The organism is Streptomyces sp. NPDC019396 (genome assembly GCF_040632375.1).
Lineage (GTDB): Bacteria > Actinomycetota > Actinomycetes > Streptomycetales > Streptomycetaceae > Streptomyces.
The window spans coordinates 1-17,356 of the sequence record NZ_JBEYBS010000002.1; the positions used below are offsets into that span (position 1 = coordinate 1).

The 17,356-nt window shown below is 67.6% G+C and carries 16 protein-coding genes and 2 pseudogenes; 7 read left to right on the plus strand and 11 right to left on the minus strand.

Features of this window, described 5'->3' with window-relative positions:
• Positions 1-93: 93 nt before the first annotated feature.
• The 3 genes from ABZ532_RS02075 to xseA all read right to left on the minus strand — a co-directional run bounded on the left by ABZ532_RS02075 (position 94) and on the right by xseA (position 2,334).
• Positions 94-684, minus strand: coding sequence for a malonic semialdehyde reductase (locus ABZ532_RS02075; protein ID WP_361278685.1), 591 nt, complete (start codon positions 682-684; stop codon positions 94-96).
• Between the two features lie 140 nt (positions 685-824).
• Positions 825-1,109 (minus strand): exodeoxyribonuclease VII small subunit, encoded by a 285-nt coding sequence (locus ABZ532_RS02080; RefSeq protein ID WP_361278687.1) that lies wholly within the window; start codon positions 1,107-1,109, stop codon positions 825-827.
• 10 nt (positions 1,110-1,119) lie between these two features.
• The gene (gene xseA, locus ABZ532_RS02085; RefSeq protein ID WP_361278689.1) at positions 1,120-2,334 is read right to left on the minus strand and encodes an exodeoxyribonuclease VII large subunit; all 1,215 of its coding nucleotides are present in this window, start codon (positions 2,332-2,334) and stop codon (positions 1,120-1,122) included.
• A gap of 129 nt (positions 2,335-2,463) precedes the next feature.
• Here xseA and ABZ532_RS02090 point away from each other — a divergent pair, with 129 nt between their 5' ends.
• Positions 2,464-3,453 carry a 4-hydroxy-3-methylbut-2-enyl diphosphate reductase gene (locus ABZ532_RS02090; RefSeq protein WP_361278692.1) on the plus strand — a complete coding sequence of 330 codons (990 nt, stop codon included), beginning with the start codon at positions 2,464-2,466 and terminating at the stop codon, positions 3,451-3,453.
• Positions 3,454-3,483: 30 nt separating this feature from the next.
• On the plus strand, positions 3,484-4,221 hold the full coding sequence (ppgK, locus tag ABZ532_RS02095) for a polyphosphate--glucose phosphotransferase (protein WP_361278694.1): 738 nt from the start codon (positions 3,484-3,486) through the stop codon (positions 4,219-4,221).
• A gap of 118 nt (positions 4,222-4,339) precedes the next feature.
• On the opposite strand, the gene ABZ532_RS02100 is transcribed toward ppgK, so the two are convergent.
• Positions 4,340-5,002: a DUF6542 domain-containing protein gene (locus ABZ532_RS02100; RefSeq protein ID WP_361278696.1), complete on the minus strand. Its 663-nt coding sequence runs from the start codon at positions 5,000-5,002 to the stop codon at positions 4,340-4,342.
• A gap of 231 nt (positions 5,003-5,233) precedes the next feature.
• Here ABZ532_RS02100 and ychF point away from each other — a divergent pair, with 231 nt between their 5' ends.
• From ychF to ABZ532_RS02120, 4 genes and pseudogenes are all read left to right on the plus strand, one after another.
• A complete protein-coding gene (ychF, locus tag ABZ532_RS02105; protein ID WP_361278698.1) occupies positions 5,234-6,322 on the plus strand; it encodes a redox-regulated ATPase YchF in 1,089 nt (362 codons plus the stop codon).
• 192 nt (positions 6,323-6,514) lie between these two features.
• Positions 6,515-7,764, plus strand: a pseudogene (locus tag ABZ532_RS02110) (tetratricopeptide repeat protein); the annotation flags it as partial.
• Position 7,765: 1 nt separating this feature from the next.
• Positions 7,766-8,296, plus strand: coding sequence for an NUDIX domain-containing protein (locus tag ABZ532_RS02115; protein WP_361278700.1), 531 nt, complete (start codon positions 7,766-7,768; stop codon positions 8,294-8,296).
• Between the two features lie 992 nt (positions 8,297-9,288).
• Positions 9,289-9,993, plus strand: a complete 705-nt coding sequence (locus ABZ532_RS02120) for a hypothetical protein (protein ID WP_361278702.1) — start codon at positions 9,289-9,291, stop codon at positions 9,991-9,993.
• A 675-nt stretch (positions 9,994-10,668) separates the two neighbouring features.
• On the opposite strand, the gene ABZ532_RS02125 is transcribed toward ABZ532_RS02120, so the two are convergent.
• From ABZ532_RS02125 to ABZ532_RS02155, 7 genes are all read right to left on the minus strand, one after another.
• On the minus strand, positions 10,669-11,847 hold the full coding sequence (locus ABZ532_RS02125; protein ID WP_361278705.1) for a caspase family protein: 1,179 nt from the start codon (positions 11,845-11,847) through the stop codon (positions 10,669-10,671).
• Positions 11,844-12,203: a hypothetical protein gene (locus tag ABZ532_RS02130; RefSeq protein ID WP_361278707.1), complete on the minus strand. Its 360-nt coding sequence runs from the start codon at positions 12,201-12,203 to the stop codon at positions 11,844-11,846. Before ABZ532_RS02130 ends, ABZ532_RS02125 begins: the two co-directional genes overlap by 4 nt.
• Before the next feature lie 139 nt (positions 12,204-12,342).
• Positions 12,343-12,975, minus strand: coding sequence for a DUF6000 family protein (locus tag ABZ532_RS02135; protein WP_361278709.1), 633 nt, complete (start codon positions 12,973-12,975; stop codon positions 12,343-12,345).
• A gap of 3 nt (positions 12,976-12,978) precedes the next feature.
• Entirely contained in the window at positions 12,979-13,710 is a 732-nt protein-coding gene (locus tag ABZ532_RS02140; protein ID WP_361278711.1) for a HEAT repeat domain-containing protein, read from the minus strand.
• Entirely contained in the window at positions 13,707-14,093 is a 387-nt protein-coding gene (locus tag ABZ532_RS02145) for a CPCC family cysteine-rich protein (RefSeq protein ID WP_361278713.1), read from the minus strand. Before ABZ532_RS02145 ends, ABZ532_RS02140 begins: the two co-directional genes overlap by 4 nt.
• 291 nt (positions 14,094-14,384) lie before the next feature.
• Positions 14,385-14,648, minus strand: coding sequence for a type II toxin-antitoxin system RelE/ParE family toxin (locus ABZ532_RS02150; RefSeq protein ID WP_361278715.1), 264 nt, complete (start codon positions 14,646-14,648; stop codon positions 14,385-14,387).
• Entirely contained in the window at positions 14,641-14,910 is a 270-nt protein-coding gene (locus ABZ532_RS02155) for a type II toxin-antitoxin system Phd/YefM family antitoxin (protein WP_361278718.1), read from the minus strand. The genes ABZ532_RS02150 and ABZ532_RS02155 overlap by 8 nt, the downstream gene beginning before the upstream one ends.
• Before the next feature lie 109 nt (positions 14,911-15,019).
• On the opposite strand from ABZ532_RS02155, the pseudogene ABZ532_RS02160 reads away from it, so the two are divergent.
• Positions 15,020-17,202, plus strand: a pseudogene (locus ABZ532_RS02160) (DEAD/DEAH box helicase).
• The last annotated feature ends 154 nt before the right edge of the window (positions 17,203-17,356 follow it).

Here is a 17,356-nt window from a genome sequence, read left to right on the forward strand (position 1 = left end):
GGAAGGCGACCTCGGTCTCGTACAAGCGACAGAGCGACGACAGGTGGCATCTCGGGTTCCTCGACCCCGCCGTAGGTGCGTGAAGCTCGACCGTCAGACGGTCTTGACGACCTCGTCGAAGGACAGCCGCGGCGAGCGGGGGAACCAGGCGTTCTCGCCGGGCCTGCCGATGTTGACCACCATCAGCGGGGTGTGGTCGTCGTCCAGGAACTCCTTCTGCACACCGGCGAGGTCGACCCCGGTCATCGGGCCCGCGGCCAGACCCGCGGCGCGGACACCCACGATGAAGTAGGCGGCCTGAAGCGCGGCGTTCAGCAGCGCGGAGCGCTCACGCACCGGACGCTCGGTGAAGAACACGTCCTTGGCCTGCGGGAAGTGCGGGAACAGCTCGGGCAGTTCCTCGTGGAACTCGTTGTCCGCGGCGAGTATCGCGACCAGGGGAGCGGTGGCGGTCTTGGCCTGGTTGCCCGCGGACATGTAAGGGACCAGGCGCTCACGGGCCCCGGCGGAGCGGACCAGGACGATGCGCAGCGGCGACTGGTTGAACGCTGTCGGGCCGAACTTCACCAGGTCGTAGACGGCCTGCACCTGCTCTTCGGTCACCGGCTCGTCGGTGAAGGTGTTGGCGGTGCGGGCCTCACGGAAAAGGAGGTCCTGGGCTGCGGTGTCGAGTGCGAGAGACATCGGCATACCTTCCGGATGGGCAAGGGGGTGTCAGGTACGCGGATGACCGTACGGCCGAAGTGGATTAACATTCAACTAAATCCAGGCTCTCGTGAGCCGACTCACACAACTTTCAACTAAATGATGGACGGGGCCGGGGGTCAGAACGCGGAGTCGTCCCCGTCGTCATCGGCGTTCGCGTCGCCCGGCCGCCGGTCCGCCAGCGCCGCGTCCAGCCGGGCCCGGGCGCCGTCCAGCCAGCGGCGGCACACCTTCGCCAGCTCCTCGCCGCGCTCCCACAGGGCCAGGGACTCCTCGAGGGTCGTGCCCCCCGCCTCCAGCCGGCGTACGACCTCGATCAGCTCGTCACGCGCCTGCTCGTACCCCATCGAGTCGGCCGCGTCGATCGAGCCGTGGCCTGCGCTGCCGTCCGTCTTCGCCGTCATGCGCTCCACCCTATGCGTGGGGTCCGACAGTGACCGTGAACTCGCCTTCCGCGACCCTGGCCCGCAGTTCCTCGTCCGCCGAGACCTCGCCAGGGGCCCGCACCACCGTGCCGTCCGCCCGCTGGAGCACCGCATAGCCACGCTCCATCGTGGCCGCGGGAGACAGGGCGAGGACCCGCGCGCGGGTGTGGGCCAGCTCGGAGTCGGCACGGTCCAGCAGATGTCCGAGCACCCGGTGGCCCCTCGCGACAAGCGCCTCCGTCTCCTGCTCGCGCTCCTCCACGATCCGGTGCGGATGCCCCATCGACCGCCTGGCGAGTGCGTGCGCGAGCCCCCGCTCCTCCCGCTCGACGAGCCCCCGCACCATCCGCAGCGCCCGGTCCCGCAGCGTCTGCACCCGCTCCAGCTCCTCGCCGACGTCCGGCACGACCTTCTTCGCCGCGTCCGTCGGTGTCGAGGCCCGCAGGTCCGCGACCAGATCGAGCAGCGGTGCGTCCGGTTCGTGGCCGATCGCCGACACCAGCGGTGTGCGGCAGTCCGCCACGGCCCGGATGAGCTGCTCGTCCGAGAAGGGCAGCAGGTCCTCCACGCTTCCGCCGCCACGCGCCACGATGATCACGTCCACTTCGGGCAGGTCGTCCAGCTCCTTCACCGCCTGGACGACCTGCGACACGGCACGCACACCCTGCACCGCCACATTGCGCACCTCGAACCGCACGGCGGGCCAGCGCCGCCGCGCGTTCTCCAGTACGTCGCGCTCGGCCGCGGACGCCCGGCCGCAGACCAGCCCGACCAGCTGCGGCAGGAAGGGCAGCGGTTTCTTCCGGTCCCGGTCGAAAAGCCCCTCGGCGCCCAGCGACCGCTTCAGCCGCTCCAGCCTCACGAGCAGCTCACCCATGCCGACCGGCCGTATCTCCGTGGCCCGCAGCGAGAGCTGCCCTCGCGGGGCGTACCACTCCGGCTTGGCGAGAAGAACCACCCGGGCACCCTCGGACACGACGTCCGCGACACCGTCGAACACCTGGCGGTAGCAGGTGACGCCCACCGAGATGTCGTACGACGGATCGCGCAGCGTCATGAACACGACCCCCGCCCCCGGCCTGCGGGACAGCTGGGTGATCTGCCCCTCCACCCACACGGCACCGAGCCGGTCGATCCACCCCCCGATGAGCCGTGACACCTCGCCGACGGGGACCGGGGTTTCGGCTGACGTAGTGAGACCCATGCACGCGAGCGTATCGGCCCCTCGTGACAGCGCGGACGCGCGAGCGGCACGAGTCATATGCCGACATCACCGCGTACGCGCAGCCTCAGCCCTGCGGGCGATCGTTGGCCCCCGGCGGCCGCCCTTACGATGGGACGCATGACTGCAACGAACGCCCGCCGCGTCCTGCTGGCCGCACCCCGTGGCTACTGCGCGGGCGTGGACCGTGCCGTGATCGCCGTGGAGAAGGCTCTGGAGCAGTACGGAGCCCCGATCTACGTGCGCCACGAGATCGTCCACAACAAGTACGTCGTACAGACCCTGGAGAAGAAGGGCGCGATCTTCGTCGACACCACGGCGGAGGTGCCCGAGGGCTCGATCGTCATGTTCTCGGCGCACGGTGTGGCGCCGATCGTGCACGAGGAGGCCGCCGAGCGGAAGCTCGCGACCATCGACGCGACCTGCCCCCTGGTGACCAAGGTCCACAAGGAGGCCATCCGGTACGCCGGGGAGGACTTCGACATCCTCCTGATCGGCCACGAGGGCCACGAGGAGGTCATCGGCACCACCGGCGAGGCCCCCGAGCACATCACCCTCGTCGACGGCCCCGACGACGTGGCCAAGGTCGAGGTCCGTGACCCGTCGAAGGTCGTCTGGCTCTCCCAGACCACGCTCTCCGTCGACGAGACGATGGAGACGGTCGACAAGCTGAAGACCAAGTTCCCGCTGCTGGTCTCCCCGCCGAGCGACGACATCTGCTACGCGACGCAGAACCGCCAGATCGCGGTCAAGGAGATGAGCGCCCAGGCCGACCTGGTGATCGTCGTCGGCTCCCGCAACTCCTCGAACTCCAAGCGCCTGGTCGAGGTCGCCCTGACGGCCGGGGCCAGGACTTCCTATCTGGTCGACTTCGCCGACGAGATCGACGAGTCCTGGCTGGAGGGTGTCGGCACGGTCGGTGTCACGTCCGGCGCCTCGGTGCCGGAGGTCCTGGTCGAGGAGGTCCTGGAGTGGCTCGCCCGGCGCGGCTACGAGGACGTGGAGATCGTCAAGACCGCCGACGAGTCGCTCACCTTCTCCCTGCCCAAGGAACTCCGCCGCGACCTCCGTACCGAGGCCGCTTCGCTCGTCGAGGAGTAACTGTCAGCGGTTCCTCGTAACGTTGTGTCCATGAACGTCTTCGGAGTGGACATCGGCGGCTCGGGAATCAAGGGCGCGCCCGTGGACCTGGAGCGCGGCGACCTCGCGGAGCCGCGCCACAAAGTGCTCACACCGCATCCGGCCACGCCTGATGGCGTGGCCGACGGCGTTGCCGAGGTGGTGCGCCACTTCGGCTGGTCGGGACCGGTCGGGGTCACCTTCCCTGGCGTGGTCACCGGATCGGTCATCCGAACGGCCGCCAACGTCGACAAGAGCTGGATCGACGTGGACGGCGGCCAGCTGCTGGGCGACAAGCTCGGCCTCCCGGTCACCGTGCTCAATGACGCCGACGCGGCCGGAGTCGCCGAGATGACCTTCGGCGCCGGCAGCGGCCGCAAGGGCAGCGTGATGCTGCTGACCTTCGGCACGGGTATCGGCAGCGCGCTCTTCATCGACGGCCGCCTGGTGCCCAACACCGAGCTCGGCCATCTGGAGCTGCACGGACACGAGGCCGAGAAGCACGCGTCGACCAAGGTCAAGGACGACGAGGGGCTGAGCTGGGAGCACTGGGCGCGCCGTGTGCAGAAGTACCTGGAGCATCTGGAGATGCTGTTCTCGCCCGGGCTGTTCATCATCGGCGGCGGGGTGAGCCGCAAGGCGGACAAGTTCCTGCCGCTCATCAAGCACGTGCGGGCTGAGATCGTCCCGGCGCAGCTTCAGAACAACGCGGGCATCGTGGGCGCGGCGATGGCCGCGGCACGACGCTAGGAATGTCCGGGCGATCTTCTCGGGCCCACGACGGCGTCGGCCACGGCGTGGGCCTGCCCCCGACCTGGGGAGACCCACCGCCTCGCGACGGAGGTCGCCCGGACAGGTCCTGGCCGGTTCAGTGCCTGCCGCCCGGGGGCCGCAGCGACTGCCCCGGGCGGCCTTCGGCCTTGCGGGGGGCCGGGCGCCGGGCGGGAGGCCGGCGCATCAGCCGCACCTTCCGCACGGTCGTGATGACACCGGCGACGAGTGTGCCGCCGTAGAGCCAGCCCGCGTTGACGGCCAGCGCCGTCACCACGGCCATGATGTGGCCCCCGTAGCCGCCGACGCCGCCCGCGACCGGGATGACGCCGACGGTGAAGGCGATCGGCACGCTGATCGGCGCGGTGACCAGGTCGGCCTTGCGCACCCACAGCGCGGTCAGGGCGCTGACCGGGAGGAAGAGCAGGCCGTACACCAGAGGTGAGCCGTCCAGCAGCAGCTCGTCCAGCGAACCGATCAGCAGCATGACGGCCGAGGCGAAGAGCCCGGCGCCGAGTCCGGTCAACCGCGGGTTCGGCAGCCTGCGCAGTGCGAGCAGCAACGGTGGCACCGGGCGCCGGGGAGCCGGGCGTCTCGGCCCTCCGGAGCCACCCGGCCGGACGGTGCGGCCCGACCGGCCCGGGCGCCCGGGCCGGTCCGTGACCCGGTACACCGAGGCGCCCTCGATGAGGGCGCCCTGCCCGGAAAGCGGGGCCTGCGGCCGTGGCCGCTGCTGCGAGGGACCTGTCCTGTGCTCCACGGATCAAACGTAGGTCTCATTGCGTGAAGGTTCCGCCACAAGACACGCCCTTTGGGTGACCTTGGCCATGAGTTCGACGCAAACCCGTGCCTCGCTCGTACGCGAGAGCCCCGGGCCGCTTCCACCGGTTCCCGTCGTCGGCCCCGGTGACGCGCCCGTAAACTGGTGGATCGGCCCACCCGGGGCCGGGCCCCCGGCCCTCCGCCAGTCCTCACTCAGGAAGTCGCCAACGTGTCGCTCACGATCGGAATCGTCGGACTGCCGAATGTCGGTAAGTCGACCCTGTTCAACGCCCTGACCAAGAACGACGTGCTGGCGGCCAACTACCCGTTCGCCACGATCGAGCCCAACGTGGGCGTGGTCGGTGTCCCCGACGCCCGGCTGACCGAGCTGGCCGAGATCTTCAGCTCCCAGCGGGTCCTCCCGGCGACCGTCGACTTCGTGGACATCGCCGGAATCGTCCGCGGCGCGAGCGAGGGCGAGGGCCTCGGCAACAAGTTCCTGGCGAACATTCGTGAGTCCGATGCGATCTGCCAGGTCATCCGGGCCTTCAAGGACGAGAACGTCGTGCACGTCGACGGCAAGGTCTCGCCCAAGGACGACATCGAGACCATCAACACCGAGCTGATCCTCGCGGACCTCCAGACGATCGAGAAGGTCCTGCCGCGCCTCCAGAAGGAGTCGCGCATCAAGAAGGACGTGGCCCCCAAGGTCGCGGCCGTCGAGGCGGCCAAGGAGATCCTGGAGCGGGGCGACACCTTGTTCTCGCAGGGCATCCTGCAGGGCTCGGAGAAGGACGAGCTCCTCCACGACCTGCACCTGCTCACCACCAAGCCGTTCCTCTACGTCTTCAACGTCGACGAGGACGAGCTGACCGACGAGACCTTCAAGAACGAGCAGCGCGCCCTGGTCGCTCCGGCCGAGGCGATCTTCCTCAACGCCAAGCTGGAGCAGGACCTCGCCGAGCTCGACGAGGAGGACGCCATGGAGCTCCTCCAGTCCGTGGGCGCCGAGGAGCCCGGCCTCGCCACCCTCGCCCGCGTCGGCTTCGACACCCTCGGCCTCCAGACCTACCTCACGGCGGGCCCCAAGGAGTCCCGCGCCTGGACCATCAAGAAGGGCGCGACGGCCCCCGAGGCGGCCGGTGTGATCCACACCGACTTCCAGAAGGGCTTCATCAAGGCCGAGGTGATCTCCTTCGCCGACCTGGTCGCCACGGGCTCGGTCGCCGACGCCCGCGCGGCGGGCAAGGCGCGCATGGAGGGCAAGGACTACGTGATGCAGGACGGGGACGTGGTGGAGTTCCGCTTCAACGTCTAATACGTTCGGCGAAAGGCTGTCTGACCTGCGGCGGAGTGGGTTGGGCGGCCTTTGCGGTCCGCACCGAGTCCGCAGCGTGCTGGATGAGTCCGGCACGCGGGGGAGAGGGATCATCCGGTCACGGACGGCCGCCCGGAAGACGGCGTTGACCGTGTTGAAGACCGTTCGTGAGGTGCTGGCGGCCAGCCCGTGGCCCTCGCCAGAGACGTGCGGCGCATCGCAGCCGAGAACGGCGAGATCCTCCAGACCAACAAGTCGGCCATCTCGCACTGGGTGAACGGCACCCGCGCCCCGTCGGGCCGGGTAGGTCAGTACCTCGCCGAGGCGCTGTCCCGCCGAGCGGGGCGCACGATCACCCAGACCGAGATCGGCCTCCAGGCCGGTGATGCCGATGCGCCGACGGAATCCGACCCCGTCCTCGCCGCCACCGACCTGGGCCGCGCCGACGTCGAACGGCGTCGCTTTCTCGCCATCGCGGCCTCCACGAAGCCACCGCCCGCATGCTCCGCGCCCGCACCGGCACGTCCATGGTCGGCACGGAGGACGTGGACGTCGTACGGCAGATCACCGCAGCCTTCAGCGCCGCCGACGAGCGCCTCGGCGGCGGGCACGGCATGACCACCGTCACCGCGTACCTCGCCGACACAGCCGCTCCCATGCTGCGCGGACGCTTCCCCAGCGAAGCCTTACGCCGGGCCGCCTTCGGCGCCGTCGCCGAACTCGCCTACCTCGCAGGGTGGAAGCACCACGACCTCGGCCAGGAAGGCGCCGCCCAGCGCTACTACCAGGTCGGCTACAAGCTCGCCTGCGAAGCCGACCCCTACGGCCACGCCGCCTGGATGATGCGCGCCCTCGCCCACCAGGCCCTGAGTCTCAAACAGCCCCACCACTGCGTCGACCTCGTCGAAGGCGCCCTGAAGCGCGGCCTCGGCCACGTAGACGGCCAGACCGAGACGCTCCTCCACATCACCCACGCCCGCGCCTACGCCGCCACCGACGAGAGTTCCCTGGCAGCGCGCGCCCTGCTCGCCGCCGAAGACGCCCTCCTCCGAGACGACGGCCCCCAGCCCAGCTACTCCCGCGTCAGCGGCCCCGCCGCCGGCACCGTGGCCAGCCACACCGCCCGCACCCTGACCGACCTCGCCGACCACATCGGCACGGAACAGCAGCACCGGGACGCGCTCACCTGCTGGGACCCCGCGAAGTACAAGCGCGTCCACGCCCTCACCCACGCCGACCTCGGCGACAGCCTCGCTGCCCAGGCCCGCGCAGACGAAGCGGTCGCCGCCTGGACTCAGGCCCTTGTTCTCATGGAGGGCATGACCTCCGACCGGACCCGGAAGGCGATCACCTCAATCCGCTCCACCCTCGCGGTCTACCAGCGCCGCCGCGTCCCCGGCGCCGCCGATCTCGCCCGCCGCGCCCGCGAGACCCTCGCCTAACATGCCCAACAACCCGCCCGACGAAGGGAACACCGTGGCCCAGCAGACCGACGACCAGCCGAAGGCCCTCAAGCCGGCGCTCGAATCGATGACCCTGCTTGTCGCGGCCGTCATCGTTCACGACAAGGCCACCAACCGCGTCGTCCTCCTCCAGCGCAGCGAGAACGCGAAGTTCGCCCAGGGGATGTGGGACCTCCCTGTCGGCAAGAGCGAACCGGGCGAGCCCATCACGGAGACCGCGGTCCGCGAGCTTTACGAGGAGACGGGCCTGACGGTGAAGCCCGAGTCCCTCAAGGTCGCCCACATCATCCATGGCGCCTGGGGCGTCGAAGCGCCCAACGGCTTCCTCACCGTCGTCTTCGCCACCCACGAATGGACCGGCGAACCCGAGAACCGCGAACCCCGCAAGCACTCCCAGGTTCGCTGGGTCGACGCCAATGCTATCCCCGGCGCCTTCGTTGACACCACATCCAGCGCGCTGGAGAAATATTTGTCACGCGGCCAGGATATTTCCTTGCAGGGGTGGGAGTGACTTTCTTGAAGGTCTTCGAAGGTGGGAGGAAGGGATGGATCTCGGCGGATGGTTAGCGACGGCGAAGGAAGGGCGCGATTCATTCGCGACGCGTATGATGCAGTACCTGAGATTGGGCACGGTCGGCGTTGGTACGATCTCCCCTACAAGGGGCTCTCAGCTCTTTCGAGGTCGCCACTGGGGCGACGATTCCCTCTTTCTTGGCGTCAAGCGCTAAATTTTGGCATCAATTACCTGATTCCGTTCGATGAGCACAGGCGGAATATCGCATGGAGCCTGGATGACTCGTCGAGAAATCTGACAGTCCCGGATGCGGAAGTTGTCGAAATTCCAGCCGTTTGGTTGGTGGAATTCTTCCCGCCAAGTGAATTTGAGAGATTGAAGAGCTCTCTGGAGCGGAATTCGTGGGATCGCCGCCGGGTCTGGAGCGGGATCGGGCAAGGCAATCAGGAGTATCTGGAGAGATCTCGGGGAAATTCAGGCGGCTCCTGTGGCATCTGGGTGAAGTGCACTCTGCCGATGCGCCGTGGTATCACCCGGATGGTGTGACGCGAAAACTTCCGTGGCAGTTTTCATCCATCGGGCTGACGGCGATCCAGATCGGAGGTGGGTTGACAGCAGTTGTTTCGTTCTTTCGGATGTCGTCCGCAGGGGCTGCATGTGTTAACTCGGTTTGGCATGGACCTCATGAGCCGCGGATGGTGATGAGGCCGGGGCGTCCTCGGGCTGAGAACCGACTGTCGGCTGGCCTCGGCGTCACTCAACAGGAAAGGGCGTCGCTGCACGGTGCGGCGCGTTCCTGGCTTGCGGAGCACTGTCCGGGTTGGTTCGAAGCCAAGGGTGTGCCCCAACCGGCCATCGACCTTATCTTGCTGAGGGAGTTTGATCCGACAGATCCGCAGGCGGACGCATCTCAACTGAGAGACCCATTGAGGGCGCTAGGGGTAACAAGAAGCGAATTCAGGCATTGGGTTTCAGAGGATTTTCCTCGAATGCTCCTGGAGCCGGTGGATGAGAGCTTGTGCCCTGCTCTGAAGAATTGCTATGCGATCTGGGGCAGCGTTCCTCGAATTACGTCTGCAATCGGGGACCTCCAATTTTACGGAGGCGCGAATCCTGCTGGGCTTGCCGGGTATGCGGCAATGCGCATAAACGGTCTCGCCGTCCTGTTGGGCGTCTCGCACATGATCGATTCCATGTCGCAGGAACGTGCTTCTCTGCGAGACCGTGCGCGCAATCGGCATGGGAGATTCTCAGGCAAGAGACTTGCATCGCTGCGGGATGATTTTCTAACTGCGAGTCTTGACCTGGCAAGCGTCGAACAAGATGTACGCTTGCGAAATGCGTCGCATTCCTCCTTTGATGAGGAGGCTGAGGTAGTGATCAAGGACTCCCCCGCCCTGGAGGAGCGCCTCCGGCTTGCTGGGCATGATGCGAGAGAGCCGCAAGGTCTTAATGCTCTAATTAGAAGCAATCAGGATAATCGGCTTGCCGGGCTACTTGAGGCCGACAAGGGGTACCGAGAAATCCTGGCTGCAGTCGCATCGATGGGTGCTTCAATCGACACGTTCAGAATGGGATGGATTGCCCTGTTCGTTGCGGCAGTGTCGCTGCTTGTCTCTGCTGTCGCATTGTCTCTCGCTGGCTATAGCCAAGAAACAGTACTCAGTCACTTGTGGCAGTATCTGACAGGGTAGCTCCATCTGTGTAAATATTGGATTGGGTGCTGTCCCATCGTGGGGATATCAGTCCGCAGGTAGAGGCTTCCCGGAGTTGGCGCCGATTGGGCCTCGGGGCGGATCGAGATCGTTGGAAGCGCATCTGGGCACCCTGCCCGAGTAGATTCAGGCGCATCGTGGTGCACGGCGAGGGCCGTACTGGCGGTGGATTGCCATGTTTCGTCGAGGTCAGCCCAAAGGCCACCGACCTCCCGCACGTGGGTCTCCGAGGCGGTCTGAACGTGCCGGCGGATGCCTTCGTGGTGGATGGCGTACTTGCAGCCCGGTTACTTGCCGTGGGTCTTGGACCGTGCCCAGTGTGTGGCGTCGGCAAGCAGAGGAGTGGTCGGTTCTGCAGGGACCAGAATCAGCCGGACGCAGCCGTTTGCCCTCTCCCCAGGACGGACGCTGCCAAACTGTCGAAGGAACGGAAGGCAGCGTTGTCGGGGGGAGCGCGCGGTGGCGCGGAAGAGCGACAAGCCCTACTACCGGGCAGGACACTGGGTGCGGCCGCCGGCCGCCAAGCAGGTGAAGAAGCCTGCGACGGGCCTTGTGATTGCGGCGGCGTTGCTGGCTATTGCTGCCTGGAACACGGTCTTCGGTGATGACAGCGAGGCACCTGTTCCGGCTCCGCAGCAGGCGTCTCCGACTGCCTCAGCTACTCCCTGAACGGTGATCTCGACTGCGACCGTTTCGCCGAGACACTCTTCCGGTCAACCGCTGCAACGTGGTCGGCTTCTGGTGCTGGCGCGGTTGCGGGACGGTGTGCGGCGCGGTGTCGGTCGTCGTATCCGTTAGCAACCGCGTCCAGACGGCATGCCACTCAGCGACCTGCTGATCCGGCACGCCGCAGGCCGACAGATACGCCGCTGTGGTGTGCCAGGTCTTGGGAAGGCCCTCGCGGTTCAAAAGCCGGCTGACGGTGCCGGGTGAGATGCGTCCACCGGAACGTTGGCTAACCATCTGATGGGTGAGACCGCTCGTTACACGAACATCGGCCAACGACTTGAAGAAGCCCCTGACAGTGCGGATTCCCGAGGGACTCGGCCAGGAGCGCCCTGTGGCTGGCTTCCCGTCAGTAGACGGTGTGATCGCGGTTGTGGGCAGACAGGCCAGGTTGCGGCCGAGAGCGAGTCGAGCCCCGGTGTTCCTGTCTCTCGCCTGGGGGTCGGGGCGCCCCTTGGCCGCCAGCCTGATGCGCAAGTGCCGGTACAGCGCTCCAAAGTCGATCAGCTCAGGCCCATTGGGGATGCCCGTCTGAAGCGTGTCGAGGAGCTCGCCGGTGAACGCGGTGAAGGTCTCGTCCGGCGGGGCGAGTGCTTGGCGTGTTTCTGCAGCAGCGGCCAGCAGGAATGTTCCCTCCACGGCCGCCTGATCGGCCAGATCTGACGGGCCGCCCATCGTCCCGAGGGCCAGACCGCTGTAGCAGCAGTCGAGGACAACAACACATCGATCGGCCCGGCCGTTCAGGAGAGCCTGCCGTATCCACCGATAGGGCAGTCCGGTCTCCACGCGTTGCTGCTTGGACTGCGGCATGGCCAGATAGAGGTCCCCTTCGGGGTCGACCAGCCCATGACCGGCGAAGTAGATCAGCACGGTGTCGCGCGCTTGCTCGGCTGCGGCTCGCACTGCGGCCATGGTCATCTCCGCAGTCGTGGGGTTGGAGAGGATCGTGCAATGCTCCTGCGGCAGGGTCCAAGAGGTGGGTCCGGTCAGCGCCTCGGCCAGAGCGGTCAGGTTGTTGGACACAGCCGGCAGCGACTCCAGGTGGTCGTAGTCGCTGGTGCCGATCAGCACGGCTCGGGTCGCGCCGGGGTCGGGCAACACGCTCATGTCCCAGGTGCCTCATCCTCGGTCGAGGTCTCAAGGGCACGAATGACACGTTCGATCTCGGCATCGCTGCCCTGGGTAAGAACGATCACGGTGTCACCCCGCCTGATCTCGATCCGCGGGTCCTGGGGCCTGGTTCGCTTCCAGGCGGCCAGTGCCACCACGAAGGAGGCAGCGCTCCATCCGTTGTCAGTCACCAGTTGGATGACGTCCAGCAAACCGCCCATGTGCCCTGGCTCGGGAGGCTGCTCCTGGAGTGTCAAGGAGGACGACCTGCGGATCTCTCTGTCTGTCCCCAGCCACTGGTGCAGTGAACGCAGCTCGTCTGCCTCGGCCTCTACCCGCACGTCGATGCGCATGGGTCCCCCTGTCTCCGCGTGTTGGCGGTCTTCCGCATTTCCATCGTCGGGCAGAACCAGCTTTCTGGTGTGCGTTTGGCTTATTCACGCCCCCACCTGGTGGGAACTACGGGCCTGGATCCGGTGATTGCGCCGCGACCTACGGGCGTCGCCAGCCGTTGGCGAACTCGCACTGGAGGTCTGTCGAGCGGCGCCGCTCGACGGGGGTGCATGCGGGGTGGCTGCGGAGGTGGGCCAGGGCATTGACCCACTGGTCCCAGAGACCGTCAGGCTGGGTGAAGCGGTCCGCATGGTGGGTGCCGAGGTGGGCGTCGAGGCGGAGTAGGGCGCCGAGGGCTGCGGGCTGGTCGTAGCGGAGGTCGGTGCGGGGGAGGTAGCGGTCGAGGTAGGCGGTGAGGATCTCGGCGTCCGCGTGGGTGCCGAAGCGGGCCAGGGCGAAGCAGTAGGCGCTGCCGGAGAAGCAGACCTCGCTGGCCAGGAGCAGGTCGCCGATGCGTTCGCGGAACCGTTCGCGCCGGTCGACGCCGATCAGCCATGCGGCGGTGAGGCGCGAGCGCCACTCGTAGCCGAGGAGGGCTTCCAGCTCGGCATCGGTGATCGTGGCCGCGTCGTCGATGAGGTGATGAGCGAAACGTTCGCCGTGAGGCCACTCGGGCCGCAGGAATCGACCACTTTTCAGGACGAGGTAGCGCGCGTGGCCCGAGTTCTTCCTTGCCGCGTAGCGCTCGATCACGTAGCCGTAGCCGACCTCCTCGGGGTGTTGGAACGGCATCGGTCACCTCTCCGGGTGCAGGTCGGTACGGTCGATCCAGGTGGGGGCGACGAAGATGTTGTCGCCGGTGGGGGCTTCGGAGGCTTCCAGCAGGGACCACGTGCGGGACTCCTCGACCAGGTGCTCCCAGGGCGCGGTCCAGTCGAGTTCCCAGTTCAGGTCGAGGCCGGAGACGCCGTACGTGCGGCCGGCGTCCACTCGCCAGAACTGGGAGTAGAGGATCACCTGGGCGTGGTCGGCCAGGTCGTTGATGATCTCGGTGAAGTGGGTTGAGGGCCAGCCAGGGGCGTCGTCCGCAGTGGAGGCTCGTAGGCGCGTGGTGAGCGGTGGGACGACAGGGGCGCGGGCGCCGAGTTCGGTCAGGGCCCAGCGGATGCCTTCCGGCTCGCTCCAGTCGGGCGGCGTCGCCCGTTCCAGGCAGGCACGGTAGGCGCGGCGCAGGGGCTCGACCGCACCGTCGATCTCCAGGCTCGCCAGGGCCATGGCCGCCCATTCGCGGACGGTGGGGTTGTCGCTGTCCAGCAGGTCGATGAGAGAGGGGCCGCAGCGGGGATCGCCCACCTCCTCGAAGACCTCGATGGCGGTCAGCTGGCCGAAGCCGCCGAGGGAAGGCAGGCCGCTGATGATGGCGGGTATGGCGTCGGCGCCGATCCAGATCAGCTCCGCGCGGGCGTCGTAGGACTCGTCGGCCTTGCCGTCGAGCTGCTGGACGAGTGTCTCGATGTGGGAGGTCATGACGCGCAGTGGTCCCGGCGCCAGAAGGTGGGGAGCCACCAGCAGAGAACCGAGCTGTCGTCGGGCCACGGGGCGCTGTCCTCGGCTGCCCGGTCCTCGAAGGAGTCCCGGGTCAGATCGATGGGGCGCCAGGCGGGGTCGAGCGGTTCGTTCTCGGCCGGCGGGCGGACATACCGCAGGCCGTGCTGGTCGCATGCGCCGAAGTCCTGGTAGTTGCGCTGGGCCTCGATGAGGGAGACCTTGTTCGCGCAGCCGGCCATGGTGGGCCAGCGGAACTGGACCCCGTCGTCCTCCCAGAAGCAGACGGGGCAGATCTCGTACGAGGCGGGCATCGCGTCCAGCACGCGGTGCCCGCAGCAGGGACAGGGGTAGCGGTCGCTCACCTGCGCAGTCTCGTTGCAGGCCCAGCCGGTGTGCCAGGGAATTCGCCGCCTCGGAGCCCCCGGCCAGTCCGCACCCAGTCCGCAGGACACCCGTAAACGGCCGTCGGGAGCCAACGCATGCCAACCAGGAAATCCCGGGTCAGAGCCCTGGAGTGGGCTCCGCCGCAGGTCAGGATCAGACCGCAGACATTCCGCTTCAACGTCTGATCGCGTACCTAGAGGCGGCCTGACCTGCGGCGATGCAGGTCAGGCCGTTGTGCTGTCCGCAGTAGTCCGCAGAACCTGGAGCGGCTACGTGTCGTAGACCGTGGAACGGTGTCCGACGTGTACGACCCACACCACCAGCTCCCCGTCGTCGATCGTGTAGACGACACGGTAGTCGCCGACCCGTAGGCGGCGGCGCTCGGGCTGGGATACGAGTGCGGTGGTGTTGAAACCGAAGGGGTCGCTCTCCAGCTCTGTCAGTTTGGCCAGGATGCGAAGCGCCATGTCACGCGGGATCTTGCGCAGCTCCGCCTGGGCCTCGGGCCGGAACACCGTGCGGTAGTCACTCACTGCGTGCCAGCGTCTCCCTCATCACGTCCTCGATCGGGACGCCGACGGCCGGGTTTGCCATGCGCTCGTCGATGATGCGGTTGATCTCGCGCTCTTCCCACTCCTGGTACTTGCGCAGCACCTCGATCGAGACCACTGCGGCTACCTGCTTGCCGCGGCGGGTGATGACAGTGGGCACGTCGTCGCGGTCGGCCCGTTCAACGACTTCGGCCAAGTGAGCGCGTACGTCGCGGATGGACTCTATGGGCAGCGGCTGAGTCATGACCCCAGGGTACCGAGTGTGCCATGTGTACACAATGTCTGCGGTCCCGGTCGGTGCCAGGGGCACCGGTGGCAGTATGCGGGGACACAGCGAGAGGGGCCGGGGCGGGATGGGGCGCAGTGAGCGGGAGGCGGTTGCCGCGGGAGCGCGGCTGTACGAGGCGGCGCAGGCGGTGGCCGGTGACCACGGGCGGGCTGTCGAGGTAGTTCGGGCGGCGCTGAAGCCGATCTGCGATATGGCGGCGGAACAGGCGCTCGACGCCATCCCAGTGGCCCGGCTGAAGGAGATTACCGAGGGGCGGCTGAGGCTCGGGGAGGTCGAGAGGAGCGGGCTGCGGTCGGTCCGGCAGGTGCTTGACGCCGGGCCCTACCGTTTGCGGCAGATTCCCGGCGCGGGACAGCGGACCGCTGATCAAGTCATCGCGGCGGCACGCCAGATAGCCGACGCCGTTCGGGAGACCATCGCCGTCCACATCGACGTGGATCGGCCGGAGCCGCGAACCACCGCACTCGTCATGGCCCTGCATGTGCTGGTGGAAGCGGGCCCCGATGCGCGGCGAGCCGCCGACACGGCCGTGGCTCTCACGGAGCGGCTCGGTCCGCTGCTGGCCGAGGCCAAGCCGGCCGCCGGGCGGCTGCGGATGCTGCTGGTGGGGCAGCCCAAACGAGTTCGGGCGCTGGAGGCCGTCGCAGAGGTCCGCAGGCTGACCGAGGAAGCAACGCGGGGCGGTGTGCCGGAGCTGCTCGCACAGGCGTCGGTCGATCTGCTGCGCGGCACCCCTACCGAGGTTGCGGCCTGGGTCGACTTCGAGCTGCGTTCCGCCGAGTACTACAGCCTGCTCGCTGAGATCTCCGGCCGCAGACCTGATGCGGCCGCCGCCGAGGGGTTCCTGCCCGGCGAAGTTGCCGAGCGGGTCCGCGACCAGATGCTTGATGACACTCACCGGCGGGTGTCGCTGCGGGGCTATCAAGCCTTCGGGGCTCGCTTCGCCCTGGCGCAACGCAAGGTGATCCTCGGCGACGAGATGGGGCTCGGCAAGACCATTCAGGCCATCGCCGCTCTGGCTCATCTCGCAGCCGAGGGGAATAGCCACTTCATGGTCGTCTGTCCGGCCAGCGTCCTGATCAACTGGACACGGGAGATCGAGGCCCGCAGCAAGCTGCGCGTGATGCCTCTTCACGGCCCCGACAGGCAGGAAGCGTTCGCCGACTGGAAGGGCCGGGGCGGCGTAGGTGTGACCACCTTCGACGCCTTGCGTGGTTTCCCGGCCCCCGAAGGCGGCGAGGTGGGGATGCTGGTCGTGGACGAGGCACACTACGTGAAGAATCCGAAGACCCGTCGCTCCCAGGCCGTGACCGAATGGTCCGGGCACTGCGAACGCGTTCTCTTCATGACCGGCACGCCCATGGAGAACCGAGTGGCCGAGTTTCGCAGCCTTGTGCAGATTCTCAGCCGCACCTGGCAGGGGCTGTCGGTGACCGTGACGGAGTGGCCGGTTCCAAGGCATTTCGGAAGGCCGTCGCCCCGGTCTATCTGCGCCGAAACCAGCAGGACGTTCTGACCGAACTGCCCGCGCTCCAGCACACGGACGAGTGGGAGGAGCTGAGCGCGTCGGACGAAGACGCCTACCGCGAGGCCGTGCGCGCCGGCAACTTCATGGCGATGCGCAGAGCGGCGTACGCGCGCCCCGAGAAGTCGGCCAAGCTGAACCGGCTGCGCGAGATCGTCGAGGACGCCGCCGAGAACGGGTTGAAGGTGGTGGTGTTCTCCAACTTCAGAGACGTCCTTGGCACGGTGAAGGGCACGCTGGACGGCGCGTGGAGCGATGGCGGCGGTCAGGTGTTCGGTCCGATCTCGGGAAGCGTGCCGCCCGCGCGCCGTCAGCAGCTGGTGGACGAGTTCGCCGCCGTGCCGGGGCACGCGGTGCTGGTGGCGCAGATCGAGGCGGCGGGGGTGGGGCTCAACATGCAGGCCGCGTCCGTCGTGATCATCTGTGAGCCTCAGATCAAACCGACCATCGAGCACCAGGCGGTGGCGCGGGCCCACCGCATGGGGCAGGTGCGCTCGGTACGGGTGCACCGGCTGCTCGCCACCCGCGGGGTGGACGAGCGGATGGTGGAGATGCTGCAGAACAAGACCCGTCTGTTCGACGCGTACGCACGTCGCAGCGCGGTCGCCGAGTCGACGCCGGACGCGGTTGACGTTTCGGATACGTCGATGGCCCGCCAGATCGTCGAGGAAGAGCAGGCACGGCTGGGAGCGGTCCGCAAAGAGTCCGCAGGGCACCCGTAAGCGACCGGCGGGACCCAACGGACGTCAACGGGGAAATGCCTGGTCAGGGCGTTGCGTGCGGCTCCGCCGCAGGTCAGGATCAGCCCGCAGGCATTCCGCTTCAACGTCTTAGCGGATGCATAGAGACGGCCTGACCTGCGAGGATGCCGGTCAG

Coding starts and splice junctions, on each gene's coding strand:
- ABZ532_RS02075 (WP_361278685.1), bottom strand. CDS start 684: ATGTCTCTCGCACTCGACACCGCAGCCCAGGACCTCCTTTTCCGTGAG.
- ABZ532_RS02080 (WP_361278687.1), bottom strand. CDS start 1,109: ATGACGGCGAAGACGGACGGCAGCGCAGGCCACGGCTCGATCGACGCG.
- xseA (WP_361278689.1), bottom strand. CDS start 2,334: ATGGGTCTCACTACGTCAGCCGAAACCCCGGTCCCCGTCGGCGAGGTG.
- ABZ532_RS02090 (WP_361278692.1), top strand. CDS start 2,464: ATGGGACGCATGACTGCAACGAACGCCCGCCGCGTCCTGCTGGCCGCA.
- ppgK (WP_361278694.1), top strand. CDS start 3,484: ATGAACGTCTTCGGAGTGGACATCGGCGGCTCGGGAATCAAGGGCGCG.
- ABZ532_RS02115 (WP_361278700.1), top strand. CDS start 7,766: ATGCCCAACAACCCGCCCGACGAAGGGAACACCGTGGCCCAGCAGACC.
- ABZ532_RS02120 (WP_361278702.1), top strand. CDS start 9,289: ATGCTCCTGGAGCCGGTGGATGAGAGCTTGTGCCCTGCTCTGAAGAAT.
- ABZ532_RS02125 (WP_361278705.1), bottom strand. CDS start 11,847: ATGAGCGTGTTGCCCGACCCCGGCGCGACCCGAGCCGTGCTGATCGGC.
- ABZ532_RS02130 (WP_361278707.1), bottom strand. CDS start 12,203: ATGCGCATCGACGTGCGGGTAGAGGCCGAGGCAGACGAGCTGCGTTCA.
- ABZ532_RS02135 (WP_361278709.1), bottom strand. CDS start 12,975: ATGCCGTTCCAACACCCCGAGGAGGTCGGCTACGGCTACGTGATCGAG.
- ABZ532_RS02140 (WP_361278711.1), bottom strand. CDS start 13,710: ATGACCTCCCACATCGAGACACTCGTCCAGCAGCTCGACGGCAAGGCC.
- ABZ532_RS02155 (WP_361278718.1), bottom strand. CDS start 14,910: ATGACTCAGCCGCTGCCCATAGAGTCCATCCGCGACGTACGCGCTCAC.